The sequence below is a fragment of the Bradyrhizobium sp. USDA 10063 genome, assembly GCF_054063735.1.
The window spans coordinates 8,045,324-8,061,097 of the sequence record NZ_JBSSGP010000002.1 but is presented as its reverse complement, the minus strand read 5'-3'; the positions used below and the strand labels follow the sequence as shown (position 1 = coordinate 8,061,097).

Here is a 15,774-nt window from a genome sequence, read left to right as displayed (position 1 = left end):
AAGGAGTATGAAGGCATGGCCTACACTCCCCGGTAAAGCTGGAGTTCGGTGCGCGCGGCGGTCCATGGCCGACCGAAGAGAAAGCTATCCGTCCCTACGCAGCGGATGATTATCCCGATTTCTTCGAACCCCGACTGCATCGTCACCGTACTGTCTGCGAGGCGCACCGGCCTAAGGAGTCGCCGACGCCGCAATACTTCTCGCGGCATTATTACGACATCGCGATGTTGCTCGACACCGCCGAGGGGAAGGCGGCTGCCACCGATTTCGAGCTCCTCGGGCAGGTCGCCAGGCACAAGGCCGTGTTCTTCGATCAGGTTGGCGAGTTACGACGCCGCTCGGGCCGGGGACGTTGCAGCTAATTCCATCAGACGCGCGGCTAAAGGATCTGCGCAGCGACTATCGTGGCTCCAATGATTTTCGACGACAAGCCGCGAATTTTTTCGGGGTCATTTTTCAAACTGACCCACTACCCATGCTCGCTGGCAAGCCAAAGATGCTGTCGACCCTAATGCGATCCTCCGTTGCCAACCGGCACGAAAACCGGCAAAAGGAGCCGGCAATTTCGAGATCTTAATCTTATTTAATATACTGATTTCTATACACAATAACCGGCAAAGAAAGTGGCAAAAACGACCTCTCCCACCACGATGGAACCCCTGCTGCCAGACGAAAACAAAGCCCTTTCCGACCTCGCCACTGATCTCGTCGCCAAGAGCAACGCACTGGCGGGCCGCCTCCATCCCCTCATTCAGCAGGGCATGGGCGATCTCGTCCGTTCGATGAACTGCTATTACAGCAACCTCATTGAGGGCCACGATACCCATCCGATCGATATTGATAGGGCTCTGGCTGGCGACTACAGCGCCGAGCGCATCCCCCCTGCCCCAGGAGATCTCGCTCCGTTTCTCGAGCGCTTCGCTACGGCCTACGGCAATGAGAGGCTTCCCAAGATCCAGCGCATCATTGGTGTGGCAGCTTCACATCACCGCCTGCTGTGGATTCACCCATTCGCTGACGGCAATGGCCGCGTCGGGCGCCTCTTTTCACATGCATTCCTGAAAGAACTCGGCATCGGCTCAAGCCTCTGGTCAGTCTCGCGCGGTCTCGCCCGCGCTGTCGACAAATACAAGGCAGTCTTGCAAGCGGCCGATGAACCGCGCCGCGGCGACCTCGCCGGTCGCGGCAACCTGACCCAAGCAGGCCTGGTCGATTTCTGCACGTTTTTCCTTTCTAGCTGTGTTGACCAGGTGATCTTCATGGAATCCCTGTTCGAACCCACCGAGCTTCAGCGGCGCATGGAAATCTGGTGCGAGGAAGAAGTCCGTGCCGATCGTTTGCCGAAAGGCAGCTGGGCGCTGCTTCGCGAAGCCCTCCTCGCGGGCGAATTTATCCGTGGCAAAGCTCCCGAGCTTACTGGCTATCAAGAACGCCAGGCCAGAACGGTGCTCAACACACTCATTGAAAAAGGCTTCCTGGTCTCGTCAACATCGCGGGCGCCCGTACGGCTTGGCTTCCCGCTTACGGTCGTCGATCGATGGTTTCCACGCCTGTACATCGGCACGGCCGGCACGAAGTGAATGATGAATTGCAGGAATTCATTCGGCGCTAGCTCTCGCCAAGTAACCGCCCACTACTGAGGAGGCCTCAGCGCCTCTATCAGCTCCCGCGGCAACACCCAACGGAGCGACAGCATCGTCTCGATGCCCTCGCCGGCCGCCATAACTTCGCCCCCGACACCAAATCGAACGGAGTGACCGAGCAGGTCGCCCAGCGCTGCACACCGGGCGCACTATACATCGGCCTTGCGCTATCCAGTGCTGAAGAAATCCGGCAACTACGCCGGAGACAGCCGCATTGCGGCCCCCCTTCATGCGGCGTATGATCGAAGAGAACCTTGCGGTCGAACTTGCCATGCTGCCCAAGGCTTGGCTTGTGCCCTTCGAACCGAATGCGTTGCGCGCGCTCGAACATCTTGCGGCTATCGGGCGCCTCGATGGGGCTCGCACTCTCGGCGGCCTCCTCCATCCCGGCGGCCAGCAATGGAACCGCTATAATGTCCAGCTTGGCCTTGTCTCAGGCGACTCAGCGCTTGCGGTCCCAGGGGGCGCTGAGGTTCTGCGGCGCGGCACCGCTCTGCGGGCGAAGATCTCAGCTCTGCTCCGGCAATGAACCGCACTTTTACGACGCGAGCAGATCGGCAAGCTCGTGTTGCTCGATTTTATCGGCCGTATTCGCCCAAGGTTCGCCTGGGATCACCTGAATAATGTCGCGGAACACGGCTGCGAACTCTTCCCTGCCCGTCTCGTCGGTGAAGCGCGCCACCTCTTCCGCCGTGAGCAAGGGTTTGACGTCGGCGAGGAAATCGGGCCGCTCCAGTTTCTCGAACATGCGCTGTTCGGCTTGTGCGCGCGAAATCGCCTGACCGGATAGATCCAAATACTTCCCGAACAGCTCGATGAGCCGCTTCGTATTGAGCGTCTCGAAGATGTCGAGCGAATGTGAAAGATCAATGAGGTCGCGCCCCTTGTTGCGCTGAAGCAGCGCGCGCAGCTTGGTCGAGAGGAGTTCTTCGTTGGAAAACGTCGGAATCTCCGTCGCGCCGGAGAACCACGGGTTATCGACCTTGAAAGGAAACGTGATGGCCGGGTCATAAGCCTCACGCTCGCGCGTGTTGATCTCTACCTTCAGGCGGATGAGGCCTGATCCGTCTTCGGCCTCGGTCCTGAAGCGAAACTTGGGTGCTACTTCGCTTTGATCGAAGCGCGGATTGCCGAGCCAAGGCGTAAGGGTATCACGGACACGGTCGAGGATCGGGCCGATTGCGCCCGCCGTGGTCCGCACAAGGTCGATATCCTCCGAATAACGCAGAGGCTTTGGGAAGTGCAATTTGTTGAGCGCCGTTCCGCCACGGAAGCGAAGCTCCTTGCGCAGGAATGGGTCGTTGAACAGCTCGACGAGCGCCCGTGCGATGATGAGGTCGTGCTCGACTTGCCGCCGCTCAGCCCACGGCGCATGCTTTGACCATGCGATGATGTTCTGAGCGGGGATCATTCATCGATCTCCGGATAACGCTGCACAATCACGCGCCAACGCTCGTTGCGCTCGACAGGCGTGCGTTGCGCCTTATCCTTTCGATGCTCCGGTTCGAGCGTGACCCACGGCATTGCCTCTTTTTCAAAGAGCCGGTCGCGAAGCGCATTGGCGCGCTCGGCATGACCGAGCCGATCAAGTAGATAGCCGACCCGCTGGCCGCAAGCGCGCTCGAAATGCGCCGACATTTCCGCTAGCTTTTGACCCTCAATGCTTTCCGCCAGATCCGTCATGACGGTCGCCACGGCATCGATGCCGCCCGCCACATGCATGTAACGGAAGAGGTCAAGCGCCGTTAGTTCTGGCCCTGAAATCTTCATGCTGCCCGTATCCGTCTTTCGATCAACGATACCCTGGCGGACGCTCTCCAGGTCTTTGCGGAAATAGAACGTAACCCAAGAGCGCCCCGCCCGGATCTTGCGGAGTTGCTTGTCAGTCACGACTTGGAATTCCATGACGGCATGATGGGTGGCGCCGTGCAGCTCAGCCGCCTTGAGCAGGCCGACATAGTAGGGACGCTCCTCATGCCGCATCAGCGCGTCGATGTACCAAGGGGGTGGTGGTGCCTCCCAGCTCATGAATTGCGGCGGGACGGCCACGTAGAAACCGTGCCGGGGGTTGAACAGCATGTGGCGTTTCTGGAGTCGCGCGGCGGCTTTGAGGAAGGCAGCCTCCGTGATGCCGAGGGCCGCGATGGCTTCGGCGCGCGTGAACGTAATGCGACCCTCCGATTGGAGGGACGTGACGAAGTTCGGGAGACTGGAACCGGCTTGCATCATCATATTCAAAAATAGCCTTGAAATGTCCATTTTTGAATATGAATCTGGAAAAAAACCAGCGGCATATGCAAATTTCGCCAAAAAACGTCCATTTTTCAATATAATTCAACGAAACTAGGACCCGCCTATGACTGCCGATCCCTTCACGCACCGATTTGCCTTCGGCGTCGCGATCTATGACAGCGCTAACCTTGTGCCCTTCGGCGATAAGCTGGCCGGGGCGCCCTTGTCCTCTTTATGGGGCTGAGCGGCATGCGCCAACCCACAAGATCATCCCGCACGAGAAGCGGCTCGCCGATCGAGCCCGCTTTAGGATGGACCTATCTGTCACGAGAGGCGCTCGCCCGCGCCAAGGCGCGGATGGACGAAGAATCCATGGGCGTGCGCGATGAGATCGGCTTCCTGACGATCCATCAGCGTTATGCCGATCGCTTTTTTCCCGGCACATCGGTGCTGCATACCCGCGCCCGCTATGCCGTCTTCGTGCCCTGACTGTTCGAGGATCTGGCGGGACTGACGGGGCCGGCGGCCGTGCGTGCTTTGCGCGAACGCGAACGGGAGCTCGCTGGCCGCCTCAAGGATGCAGGCGAAAGCCAGGTGATTGGCGGCCGTGTCTTCCAAACCATCAAGCCAGCCGCCATCAACCGTGTATTGGGATGCGATGGCGGTCTGGGGAATATTGCGTCCACGTCCGGACGGACGAACAATTTCGCGGGCGGAAGCACATCGGTTGCTGAAGAGCGCGGGCGCGGCGATTGATGACGATGGACAGCCGCTCCACGGCTGGTCCGGACCGAGGTTGCGGCACCACCTGCTATGTGGGCCGACGAGACTCGTGCGATCGCCGGCTCTGACCAAGCACCGCTTGTTCGGGCGCGACAGGCCGCAAGTCTCGCCGGTGTGGGCCGCGCCGTCTACGACGCGCTTCTCGAACATATGGTCGAGGCCGACAACAAGCGGGAGACTTCAAGCCGACATCGCGACCACTTGATCAATGTTGTCGAAGAATAGTCGCGGTGAACGCGCGACGTCGCCTGATCATCCTCCTCACGCAAGGTTTCAACGAGGGCTGCATAGACGGCCCGACCGACAGCGGCCAGCGACGCGGCATGTCCCGCGCGGCGCAAGATCGCGCCGTCCTCCTTGGCGATCTCGCGGATGCCCGGCGCATAGCAGATGTCGGCATGGACCGGTCGGCCAGCGGCGAGCTTTGCGAGCACGCTTACGTGCCCGGGCGCACGCGCCGGACGAAGGTCGATGAACTGCCGATGCAAGAACTCAGCTTCACGCGGCAACAGATCAAAAGGCATTGGATCAGCGCTAGCCAGATCGGGCGGCCGTGATGGCAGGGTTGAAAACGGAAGTTCCGCGCGGTGAAGCGCCTGACCATCATCGTCCAAGGCTCTTCGGTGCTTCGATTGCAGAACCGCATGCACGTACGCACGCGAAGGTAGCCGTCCATCCAGCTTTCGAAGAATCCCCCATGCGCCGAGTGTGGCCCAATAGCTGACCGATGGCGGCTGGCTGGTCGGGCGCGAAAGTTCAAGCCCCCGATCACCCCCCAGGAATTGGCCGGCTTCAGACGGCCCGCAAGCCTGACTTCGGCCCTCTGTAGGCTCTCGGCGACGCGTCCCGGCGATGCTTCCTCGTAGAGGGTCTGGTAAATCCAGGGCACGAAAAGCGCATATCGGACGCGGGTGTGCAACACCGACGTGCCAGGAAAAAATAATCGGCGTAACGTTGATGAATAGTCAGGAAGCCGATTTCGTAGCGGACGCCCTCCCCGGCACCGGATAATTGGTGCTCGGCACGCCGCAGCACGCTCCGCGATAGATAGGCCCAACCGAAATTCGACACTTTTGTCCCCCACGCACCGACTATAGCGTTGGGGCACCGCTACAATCACCAGTTTGTTCTGCCGCGGCACGCGCCGAGAGCACGAAGGGTCGGTCCGGTCAGACACGCTCGGAGCCCGCCCTTCCATCGGCATCATGTTTTCGCCTGAAATATCGCGGTGGCGGGATTTAGCGCCTCGGCCTTTGTCGATGATGTCGTTTGTCCGCATCGGTCATCGCGGCACCCGGTCACCGATCTCACGCGTCAGCGCCGCTGCACCGGGATACCGCGTCGATCAATCCTTCAATTGTCGGAGGATTCCGTCCGACCACAGACCAGAACACCGAGTGCCGCAATAAATGGCCCTGGACTTGATGACATGGCGCTGCCTGCTGACGGGTTGGTCCTACAGACCCTATCCCCCGCCCGCCGGAAGATCATTCGCCCAACTGCGACTTACAAACGTATCGGGCAAGATTGGCGCAGCGCTCGGTGCTGGCCTTGTGCCGACAGGTGCGCCTCGCTGCACGAGTGGATCGATTGGGAGTCGAGTCGGGGGCGCTACCGCTTTTCCCCACATCAGCCGGCTATGCCACTCGGCCAGCGGACGGGATGGCGGTCAGGGACCGGAAAGGAGCCGCTCGAGATGCACAATGATCCGGCCTCCCATCTGTATACGTTCGCCGTCGATTTGTGCCTGCGATCGCTTCGACAGCGTCCACCCGAGGACCGGCGCATGAGCGTAGCGGTCGGCAAGGCGGAAGTGACTGAACACTCCGTTGATTGAGGCCACGTAGGTGGACACCAGGCTCGCCGTGAAAGTGCTCTGCGTCGACTGGCCACGTAGGAGCGCGAAGAATGGCAGCCAGATCTGCTCCAGATTAGGCACCGTGTCCGCCGCCCGTGCCGGGCCGATCGGCAACACGGAGATCGAAGTGAGGCCGTTGCTGAACAGAAGATTCGATCCATCGTCCAAAGTGGGATCACTGCTGACCTGCACGAAAACGGCGGTCCGGATGAATTTTCGAGTGCCGACGGGATGGGGTTCACGGTCGTCCTGAATGAGATTGCCGATCTCGCGAAGCACCTCCAGGGCAGAATTCGATCCGAAGTTTTCCACGTATCCTCCGTCCACAACTGAGTCGTAGAAGCGGCCGGCTCTGTCGTATACGGAGCCAGCCGGCTCGATGTAAGGAAAACGCGCGCTGATCCCGATTGCGGCCGAGAGAGGCAGTGGCCGGACTTTCGCGACGTTGAGCAGTTGCTCGTTCTGGGTTAGGCCGGCGGCAAGTACCCGCTGCCCGGTCAGAGCAGAAACTCCGTTTAGAACAAGCACAGGAAAGCGGGACATCGCGTCGATCCAATCAAATCGCCGGGAGAGTCCTTCTCCGGGATCGAGCATAGTGTTTTGCCACGCGGCCTCCCAGGCGGCCTCAAGAACGGCCGAGCGGTCTGGTACCCATGGCAGGGGCAGAAGGTCGCGGAAGAGAAGCGCTGCAAGCACCGGGCCCGTAAAGTCGTGATCCAGGATGGCCTGAGCGCATAGTCGATAGCCCACAATGGTCCCTCCCGCGTGGTCTCGGCACATGACCGGCTTGCCAAGTCGCGCGTGCTGAAGCAGGGCCCGATACACACCAGCCCCGAGAGAGCCGCCGGACACGCCGCTGATCATGAACGTGTGCCGATCGAACGCGGGAAACCGATCCTGGATGTCGCCCAGTATCGTTGCCGTCCAATATGCGGCCCTCAGACCGCCTCCTGCGGCTGATACCAGGAAGATGGGTCGTCGCTCGTCGACTTCGTGCAGGAATTCGTAGGCATAGAGCTTGTTCGTAAGGGGTGCCGGCCCGCGAAGGCTCACTTTGCGATCGTCTTCCTTGGAGCCCTCCGACGGTGTCGTGCGGATTTCGGGAAACGACTTCTCGCTGCAGTCGGTACATCGGATCGAGTGGGAGTCCATCCAAAGACTCGTTATCATCCCCACCCCCATCAAACACAACGGAATCGCAGCCCACGCACGTCGCCAATAAAGTTGGGCGTAGGTGACCGCAGTCAGCCAGCATGACGCAGCCAACAGCAATGTTGCTTCGGGCCCCACGGTCCACGCGAAGCCGACCGGCGTAAAGAAAGCCCATACGAACAAGGCGAGACCCACGGCGCCAAACAGCAGCCGGCTTCGCAAGGTGCGGACGAGTGCAAGCCCTGCGCACCAAAGATCGCGGCGGGCGTACATTTCGACGGAGCGAAGAGCCGCCGGAAGGATCAGCACGCCAAGAGATTGCAATTCGAGAAGCGGATACGGCCGAATTGGATGGAGCGGCATTGCAGCCGCGATGTGCATCGCCCGAACTTCGGAGGCTGCCATTACCGCGGCAAAGCTGATCGCGAGCAGTGCCGGCATCACCGAGCGACGGAACGCGGCGACGCGGCCCGCCAGCAGAATGCGCCTAGACCTGAACATCGTGTCGGAACAGTGCCAGATCGTCGCCGAAAACCAGATTAAGGCAACCAACATCCGCATCTGCGCCAGCGGAGCTTCGGCGCGGGCCATTGCCAGCTCTTCAGCTTGCGGCGCGGCAAGAAACGTCAGCAGGATAACGGCGATGAATGCAAGGGTGGTGCGTGCCCCATACAGGGTTGTATGCGCTCTTCTTCCCAAAAATCGCAGCATCGCGCCGATGGCGCCGAGCCACGCGCGTATAATGGCAAGCGGCAACAACGAGCTGTCCCTCCGACCTAGGATTTTCGAAACACCACGCGGACTCTACGCATCCTCGCAATCACGTGCCAGAGACATCTCGCTCACGTTCGGGCTGATCCGCGTCTCCGTCTCCGTCGGAAAGCATCACCTAGTTCAGCTGGTTCCCCGTGCCCATGAACTTGAGGAATTCGCGCCCATCGCCTCCATCGGTGGTGTTGCTGTAGAAGACCACTGTTCCCACGTAAACCACGGCGGTCTTTTCACTTCTACCCGTCGGGCTACCGTTGCGTGCACCCGACGGGGCGGCTCGGCCGATCAGAAATGCAGACAAGCTCCGAACGGATTGGACTTGGCCTATTTCAAACGCCAGACCGCTCACAAACGCGCCCGTGCTCTTTGACCATTACCGTCGCGATCAGTTTGATGGTTGCTCGTTCCGCCTCGAAGCCACGCAACTTCGCGTAGGTGGACCGCAGTTACTGTAGCATCGAGCAATAATCGCGAGCCTACAGGCCCGCACTCTTGCCGCTTCATGTGGCACCAGCATTCGGATGATCGACCATGCGGGACACCTCTAGATGTCCCTAAAAGCGAGTTGCGGACTCGGAAAAGCAGAGGCAAGACGCCGCGTGCACGAATGACAGTTCGTCGTGCACAAATCGCTAAGATGACATCCGCAATTCGGAATTCGGCTGAGATCGATCGCCGGACGGAGGTTGCCAAGCGACTGCTGGCCGGACGATTTTCAAGAGGGATAGCAAACACCTGAAGCGGTTGTTAGGACGGTCATATCTCTTGGCGGCGCTCTTCGGTCTCCTTGGCTTCGCGCTTTCGCCCAACTCTTCGCAAGAGTTTTGCTTTGTTTTCAAGCAGTCTCGCTAGGCGGCTGTAGTCTTGGGCGGGCTGGATATCTTCGTATCCCTTGGGCTTGCGCTACCACGATCCATGTAGGTTGTAGAAAACGACCCTGGGTTTGCCATCGAGTCGGGCAAAAAGCTTGAAATTGTTGCTCAGCTTTCCCAGGCCCCCCGCGAAGCTCACACATGAAGTCGCCGAAAATCGTTCGGAGCCCGGAGCGGTACCGCCTTTCCCACACCTGCGGTCAGGCTATTCAACGCTTCTGTCATATTACAGCAACAAACTGCACAGGCCTAAAAATCGAGTAAAGCAATCTGCCCAATCGACGGATGCCAGTTTTTCATTGCAAAACCTCTGGCTGAATGCAACAGTAGATTGAATAGTTTCCATTGCGACAACCCCAATCCCGTTGATGCCAGTTCATTGGAGTACCATCCAAATTTTTTGAGGTTAGTAAGGAAGGCACCCGAAAACTGCCAAGCGAAAGGACGCTGTGCGGATCTCCAGCGCGATGTGCCGTATCTCGTTGCCACGAAGGTGGTCGTTGCCGTGGCCGGCCGCGATCGTAGTTGCTTCGGGATACGGATCATGCAGCGGCCGAAGACCCGCTGGCTCAAGCGCCACCCGGGATGCTGAGATTACTCGTTCGAGATTCGCATGTTCCGTTAGCCGCGGTTGCGCTAGCGCAAAAACGCATCATCGGCGGTTCGATTGAATGATCGTTCTGAACGATCCGTGATCGGGATGAGTGGTTGGCCTGGTGCAACGCAGGATCGAAGTGTCAGCAAATAGGAGGGCACGATGTTCGATGGCAAATGGACTTATCGCAGTTTCCACAATCGTGCCGCACTGGTTGCCGGCGATCCGCAAGAGGCACTGCGCTTGATCTTCGGCTGAGGCAGTCTTCACCTTCGAGGTGGCCGATACGATGCTGACGGGCGCACTCGACTGGCAAGGCGGCGGGCTCAATTTGCAGGGGACGATCCAGCCGGCGAATGCGGGACCCCCCCTTTCCGTCGCAATCGTCGGAACAGGACGGCCGGACACTGATACCGCAGGCTGGGAATACGACTACCGCGCAAGCGTCGCCTACCAATGGCCTAACGGCATTGATCAGGTCCCCGCCCTGGTCGGCACGGTGATCCGAGCAAAACCACACAATGGTGCCCCTGCGGGCTATGTCGCGTCGTTTATTGCCGTGAAGCAAAGCTAGTGGCCTCTTCGGGCGCCAATGCGAAAGCGAGAGCATCCATGCATGTCGAGCAAGACTCTATCAGGTCGCGTGGCGCAGGCGCGTTGCGTGGCCGCGGCGTCTTGCACGCCGCGCTGTTGGCCGCAGTCACAGCGCTGACCACAGGCTCAAATCCCGCTCACAGCCAGCAGGCACAGCGGCTGCAGCGAATCGTGACCTCGCCGCCAGCCGCCCAGGTGCTCCGCGCGCGCCCCAGCATCACTCCGTTCGCGCTGGACGCGATCATCGCCGGTCCGCCGGCAGCCAGCGGTGAAGCGCTGATCGAGCTCGATATCGATTTCACCGATTCGAAAATCTACAATCCAGCGACCGGCCAGTACGCCCCGGTGCGGCTGCGCTCCTATCGCGACACCAAACAGGCCGCACCGCCAAAGATCCCGTTCGTTGCCCCGACCATCGAGATTGTGCCGGGTGAAACCGTTCGCCTCACGCTCCACAACAAGTTGCCCGTCGCGAACCAGAATTGCCCGGCGCCAGACGGCAACGTGAATACACCGCATTGCTTCAATCGTACCAATCTGCATTCGCACGGACTGTGGATCAGCCCGACGGGCAACGGCGACAATGTGCTGGTCAGCATCAATCCCGGCGTCGACTTCCAGTACGAGTACAACGTGCCGCCGGATCATCCCGCGGGAACGTTCTGGTATCATCCGCACCTGCACGGTTCGACCGCGCTCCAGGTATCAAGCGGCATGGCCGGGCTGTTGATCATTCGGGGCAGCCGTCTGCCGACGCCGGCGTCGTCCGGGGACATCGACACGCTGCTGAAAGAGCCGACGGGGGCGCCCTTTGCCGAACGGCTCGTGCTGCTGCAGCAGGTCCAGTACGCCTGCCGGGACGCCAATGGTAAGATCGAGGTCGGCGCCAACAATGCCTATGTGTGCAAGCCGGGTCAGGTCGGCGGCATCGACGCATACGACCAGTTCGGTCCGAATTCCTGGCCGCGTTCCGGTCGATACACCAGCATCAACGGCGAGGTGTTGCCTGTCTTCGCTGGTGCCCAAGCGGGTCGCATTGAGCGCTGGCGCATCGCGCATGCGGGCGTGCGTGACAGCGTCAAGCTGCAGTTCAAGAAGATGCGCCCGGGTGCCAGCGAGGACCAGCTTGCGGATGCACAGGCGCAGCAGGACTGGGTCGCTGCCAATTGTCTCGACAGTCCGCTATCGCACTTCGCGCTTGCCAGCGACGGCCTGACGCGGGGCCAGATCGCGCAACGGCAGACCACCGTGCTGCAGCCGGGATATCGCGAAGACCTTCTCATCGTCTTCCCCGAGGCCGGCGATTATTGCGTCATCGACGACCAAGCACTGGCGACCGCCACCGTCAATGCCAATTTGAAGAGCCGCAAGCTGCTCGGCCGGATCAACGTCGGTGTGGGTGTTTCGCCTGGCGACGATCTGAAGACGTTTCTCCAGACGCAACTCCTTGCCGCTGCAGACCGAACGATGCCCGTTGGCGTGCGCCAGACGGTGCGCGATGATCTGTCGAACGATCTGCGCCTCAAATCGTTTGCGCCGCACGCCGACATCCAGACGAACGAGATCAAGGGACAGCAAACGGCCGACTTGAGGATCGGCCCGGCGGGATTCCAGGTGAACGGCGTGCCTTACGATCCGAATGGAGCGCCGCGCGTGCTCACGCTCGGATCGGCGGACGAATGGACGTTGACGGCCGGACCGCCTGGACATCCGTTCCACATCCACGTCAATCCATTCCAGATCGTCGCAATCCGCAATCCTGCAAATGTCGACGTGAGCGTCGATGGCGAAGCGGACGATCCTCAATATGCCAAACTGAATGGGGCTTGGCGCGACACGCTCTTCGTCAAGCAAGGTTACACGGCCATCGTCCGTTCGCGCTACCGGCGCTATGTCGGCGATTTCGTATTGCACTGTCACATCCTGGACCACGAGGATCAGGGGATGATGCAAAACGTCCGGATCGCAATCCCCGACGGTGCGGGCGGCGTGGCGAATGGGCACCATTGAAGGATGCGCTGCCGCTGCATTGCTCGGCATCGCCTGAACCGAAAGGAAGACCAATGACAAGCGTTTGGCACAGGTCGAATGTGGTTGCCGGGATTTCCTATCGCGCTCCTGCAGCGCGGGCTGCATCGGGATGTCTTGCAGGTTTTCTGGCGCTGGTCGCGATTGCGCCTGCGGCGGGCCTGGCACAGCAGATCGAAACTCAGATTCGCACGGCGGACCCCACCGACGATTATCTCACCTGGGCGCCGGCGCCGGCGCGCATCCGCCAAATTCCACAGGCGGGGGCGACAGACAAGGTCGTCATCCTCACCAATGACGCGGAGGGGCCGGTCCCGCCCGGCCGAAAATATCCGCTCGATGGCAATGTTGCCTTTGCCAAGTCGATCACGTCCGGCGCGACCGCGACCGAAAAGACGTTGGAGCTCGTCCTGCCAAAGGACGGGACCTGGGTGAACTTCTTTGTCGCCGGCAGTTTCCCTCGTGCCAGCTCGGCCGACAAGGACGCCGTCATCGAGGTCCACGAAGGATCGGCGACGGGTCCGCGGATTCACAGTCACGCCGCCATGGTGCGCATCCGCAAGAATCAACGGGACCTCACCGATCAGGAACGCATCAATTTCCTCACGGCCCTCTCGCGATTCCTTCGGGAGCAGAGAGGCTACGAGCGGTTTGTGCGCGTTCACGAACTGGCGTCGATGGGAAAATACCAGGATCCGGCCGTCTATTTTTGGCCCGACCTCGCACACCGCGGTCCCGCGTTCCTGGCCTTCCATCGCGCATATCTTCTGTCGTTCGAACGCGAGCTACAGAAGATCGACCCCTCGGTTGCACTCCCTTACTGGATCATGGATGAGCTTCCCAGCGTGTTCGACGAAAACTTCATGGGGGCCAATGCCGTTTCGGCGGAAGCCGGAACTTTCGTCGAACCGACGTTCTCCGCATCCAACCCTCTGGCTCATTGGGCGGTGAATGGCGAGGCGCTGTACCGGTTTCCATATCAGCGAAGCGATGCGCAGGATCTGAAGACGAGGTTCTTCTCCGACGAGACCTTGTTTGTCGAAGGAACTTACTCGAAGTTTTCCAGGAAACTGGAAGGCAATCCGCACAATCTCGGTCACAACTGGACCGGCCCATGGATGCAGAACTGCATGATCTCTCCAAGCGATCCGGTGTTCTGGCCGTTCCACACCGGCTTCGACCGGCAATGGGCCAAGTGGCAATGGACCGGCGGCCGAGTGAACCCGAATGGCAGCGGTGAAAGCTATTTCCCCAATGACGCCTATGACGACACGGCAGCCGGCTGCAACGTCGCCTTGCCCAACGGATGTGCCGCTATCGGCCACCATCTGCAAGACACGATGTGGCCCTGGAACAGCGCAGTCGGGCCCGGCGCAACGATCAAGGGAAACCGGCCTCCGGCCGATCTTTCACAGGGTTATATTGGTCCCTTCCCGAAGGCTTCGATTGACGGGTTGTGGCCCTCTCAACCAGCCACCCCGACTCCAGGGGATGTAATAGACTATGCAGGAGCTACCGCACAGCGCCTCGATATGGGCTTCGCCTATGACGACGTTCCCTTCGGCATCAAGTTGCCACAGCTCGCAACTGCGGCAACACCGGCGACTACCATGACATCCGTTCAACAAACCGCAGGCGTTGCCTCCGGGCCAATCGATCAGGAGGCGGTCGCGGCACTCGCGGTCTTGAACGACAGAAACCGGCCGGAAGCGGAGCGCATCAACGCTTTACGAAACTTGACCGCCTTGCCGGACAGCACGGTTGTTCCTGCCGCCATCGGCGTGCTCAACGAGGCGGGGCGGAGCGAAGCGCTTGGCGCTGCGGCGATCGAAGCGCTTTCGCTGCAAATGATGTTCGGGCAATCCGATCACCATGCGCACCATGCCGCGATGGGCGCGCTTCATGCCGCGCTGACCGACCGGGATCTCGCCGTCCGTCAGTCCGCGTTGCGCGTTCTAGCATCGCATCGCGACCCGGCATTGATTGCCAAGCTCGTCTCATCGCTCGACAATCCCGCCGACAAGACCTTCACAACCGTCGATGCGATCCGCGGTCTGGCTGTGGCAGGCGGGGCGGTCAAATACGCGCCAAGCATCCGCAAGCATATCGCAACCGGCGACAGCAACGTGCGCGCGGCTGCCATCGTCGCACTTGCACCCGACGCAACAAGCCGGCCGGCGATCGAGGCAGTTCTCGCCGACCGCAGCCAACCCGAGGCCGTGAGATCGGCGGCAATTCGCAGCCTCGCCGCGGGAAATTCGGGAGCAACCGACCCGCTGCTTGCGGTGGTGAAGAATGCACAGGAGCAGCCAACCCTCCGCGAGCAGGCCGCAGGGGCTTTGGCGGCAACGGTCGAGGCTCGCGGCGCCGCTCTCAGCAAGGTCCAGCTCAACGAGCTCGCGACCGAGTTGAGGAAGGTCGATTCGACCAAGCTTCCAGCCGTCGATCGCGCGCTCAAAGCAACGGACGCACTCAGCGGGAAAAAATAGATGGGCAACACCGAGAAACAGGTCGGCTTCGCGGACGTCAAAGCCATCCTCGATTTATTGGTCAAGGGACGCGAAGATAATCTTCCCTTCGTACACGGAGACGCGTTCGGCTGGGCGGACAAGGCGATGCTAGCGAATGCAGTCGCCCGCCCGTTTGGCTCCGATCCGGCCTTTCGCCTGATCGATCCGTCACTCGTCGGCGTCGGCCGGGCCAAGGAAACGAATATCTATATCGCGCTGACAGTCGGCATCGGTGGATTCGAACGGATGCCCTTTGGCGGCCCGTATGCGACGCCCGAGCAGCTTGCGGTCATCGCCGAGTGGATCGACGACGGAATGCCGGATTAGGCTGGTGGCCCGAAACCAACGATCTCGCTTGGCTATCAAAGCGTAATCTTTGGACCCAATCTGAGCCGAGCAGGACCTCGCTGATCCCTCATCGGAGGGACCAACGAAACCGCCCTCAAGAGATCGCGGCCGCGATATACAAGGCGGCGGACATGCCGCTCCCCGAGACAGCTACCGAGAGATCAACGACGTCATGGCGCGCGCGGCGTTCGACTTGAGGGATCGGGACGCATTCTGGGTGCATGATTATCATTTGCTCCCGCTCGGGGCCGGTCTGCATAAACTCGGCATCGAGGCGCTGGTTTCGAGGATGACCATCCGGTTGGTTGTGACACGTCAACCTGCGCTTGCACCATCCCCCCTTCCGTGATCACCTTCTCGGTCGCAATGTCCGATGTCGCCGTGGCCG

Annotated in this window: 12 protein-coding genes and 2 pseudogenes; 9 read left to right on the top strand and 5 right to left on the bottom strand. The window is 60.5% G+C overall.

Going from position 1 to position 15,774, the window contains the following annotated elements; genetic code table 11:
- Positions 1–38: 38 nt before the first annotated feature.
- Positions 39–362, top strand: coding sequence for a nucleotidyl transferase AbiEii/AbiGii toxin family protein (locus tag ACVJGD_RS39895; protein ID WP_456640533.1), 324 nt, complete (start codon positions 39–41; stop codon positions 360–362).
- Positions 363–623: 261 nt separating this feature from the next.
- Entirely contained in the window at positions 624–1,580 is a 957-nt protein-coding gene (locus ACVJGD_RS39890) for a Fic family protein (RefSeq protein ID WP_456639271.1), read from the top strand.
- Between the two features lie 89 nt (positions 1,581–1,669).
- On the opposite strand, the pseudogene ACVJGD_RS39885 reads toward ACVJGD_RS39890, so the two are convergent.
- The 3 genes and pseudogenes from ACVJGD_RS39885 to ACVJGD_RS39875 all read right to left on the bottom strand — a co-directional run.
- Positions 1,670–1,777, bottom strand: a pseudogene (locus tag ACVJGD_RS39885) (DNA primase); the annotation flags it as partial.
- A 404-nt stretch (positions 1,778–2,181) separates the two neighbouring features.
- On the bottom strand, positions 2,182–3,054 hold the full coding sequence (locus tag ACVJGD_RS39880) for a nucleotidyl transferase AbiEii/AbiGii toxin family protein (protein ID WP_456639270.1): 873 nt from the start codon (positions 3,052–3,054) through the stop codon (positions 2,182–2,184).
- Positions 3,051–3,953 (bottom strand): type IV toxin-antitoxin system AbiEi family antitoxin domain-containing protein, encoded by a 903-nt coding sequence (locus ACVJGD_RS39875; RefSeq protein ID WP_456639269.1) that lies wholly within the window; start codon positions 3,951–3,953, stop codon positions 3,051–3,053. The genes ACVJGD_RS39880 and ACVJGD_RS39875 overlap by 4 nt, the downstream gene beginning before the upstream one ends.
- A 156-nt stretch (positions 3,954–4,109) precedes the next feature.
- Between ACVJGD_RS39875 and ACVJGD_RS39870 the strand changes: the two genes are divergently transcribed.
- The 3 genes from ACVJGD_RS39870 (at position 4,110) to ACVJGD_RS39860 (ending at position 5,215) form a co-directional block, all read left to right on the top strand.
- Positions 4,110–4,364, top strand: a complete 255-nt coding sequence (locus ACVJGD_RS39870; RefSeq protein ID WP_456639268.1) for a DUF6361 family protein — start codon at positions 4,110–4,112, stop codon at positions 4,362–4,364.
- Between the two features lie 39 nt (positions 4,365–4,403).
- Positions 4,404–4,631, top strand: coding sequence for a hypothetical protein (locus ACVJGD_RS39865; protein WP_456639267.1), 228 nt, complete (start codon positions 4,404–4,406; stop codon positions 4,629–4,631).
- Positions 4,632–4,888: 257 nt separating this feature from the next.
- On the top strand, positions 4,889–5,215 hold the full coding sequence (locus tag ACVJGD_RS39860; RefSeq protein ID WP_456640610.1) for a hypothetical protein: 327 nt from the start codon (positions 4,889–4,891) through the stop codon (positions 5,213–5,215).
- Between the two features lie 323 nt (positions 5,216–5,538).
- Here the strand turns inward: ACVJGD_RS39860 and ACVJGD_RS39855 are convergent.
- Positions 5,539–5,856, bottom strand: a pseudogene (locus ACVJGD_RS39855) (hypothetical protein); the annotation flags it as partial.
- A gap of 471 nt (positions 5,857–6,327) precedes the next feature.
- Positions 6,328–8,427: a hypothetical protein gene (locus ACVJGD_RS39850; RefSeq protein ID WP_456639266.1), complete on the bottom strand. Its 2,100-nt coding sequence runs from the start codon at positions 8,425–8,427 to the stop codon at positions 6,328–6,330.
- A gap of 1,768 nt (positions 8,428–10,195) precedes the next feature.
- Here ACVJGD_RS39850 and ACVJGD_RS39845 point away from each other — a divergent pair.
- Genes ACVJGD_RS39845 through ACVJGD_RS39830 form a run of 4 tightly spaced genes read left to right on the top strand, consistent with a single transcriptional unit; the run spans position 10,196 to position 15,365 of the window.
- Positions 10,196–10,480 (top strand): hypothetical protein, encoded by a 285-nt coding sequence (locus ACVJGD_RS39845; RefSeq protein WP_456639265.1) that lies wholly within the window; start codon positions 10,196–10,198, stop codon positions 10,478–10,480.
- A gap of 38 nt (positions 10,481–10,518) precedes the next feature.
- Positions 10,519–12,510: a multicopper oxidase family protein gene (locus ACVJGD_RS39840; RefSeq protein WP_456639264.1), complete on the top strand. Its 1,992-nt coding sequence runs from the start codon at positions 10,519–10,521 to the stop codon at positions 12,508–12,510.
- 53 nt (positions 12,511–12,563) lie between these two features.
- The gene (locus ACVJGD_RS39835) at positions 12,564–15,017 is read left to right on the top strand and encodes a tyrosinase family protein (protein ID WP_456639263.1); all 2,454 of its coding nucleotides are present in this window, start codon (positions 12,564–12,566) and stop codon (positions 15,015–15,017) included.
- On the top strand, positions 15,018–15,365 hold the full coding sequence (locus tag ACVJGD_RS39830) for a hypothetical protein (protein WP_456639262.1): 348 nt from the start codon (positions 15,018–15,020) through the stop codon (positions 15,363–15,365).
- Positions 15,366–15,774 lie beyond the last annotated feature (409 nt).